The sequence below is a fragment of the Caballeronia mineralivorans PML1(12) genome (assembly GCF_001028175.1).
Classification (GTDB): domain Bacteria; phylum Pseudomonadota; class Gammaproteobacteria; order Burkholderiales; family Burkholderiaceae; genus Caballeronia; species Caballeronia mineralivorans.
Genome location: NZ_AEJF01000034.1, coordinates 1 through 372 on the forward strand (window position 1 = coordinate 1; position 372 = coordinate 372).

General features: G+C 59.4%; 1 protein-coding gene. It reads left to right on the forward strand.

What is annotated here, in order from left to right; translation table 11 throughout:
* Nucleotides 1–80 precede the first annotated feature (80 nt).
* On the forward strand, nucleotides 81–372 hold a 292-nt coding region (locus EOS_RS04625; RefSeq protein ID WP_047845421.1), incomplete at its 3' end, for an IS21 family transposase.

Genomic DNA, 372 nt, shown 5'->3' on the forward strand with positions numbered 1-372 from the left:
TGTTAGCGCCGATGTAAAAATGACCCTATCGCCGAAGTAAACCTGACCCACCTGGGAGACGATGGCGGCTTTTGCCGCCGATGCTGACTCAGGAGCAAGCAGTGGAAATCAAGGTATTGGCCCGACGCGGGACGGCGGTGCGTGAGATAGCGAGGCAAACGGGTTTATCGCGTAACACCGTGCGCCGCTATCTGAGAGACGAACAGGCGAACCGTTACAGCCAGCGTGAGCCTCGAGCAACGAAGCTCGACCCGTTCAAGGACTATCTGGTGGAGCGTGTCGCCGCCGCGCGACCGCACTGGATTCCGGCGACGGTTCTGCTACGCGAATTGCAGGACGCTGGATACGAAGGTGGCATCAGTCAGCTGAAGG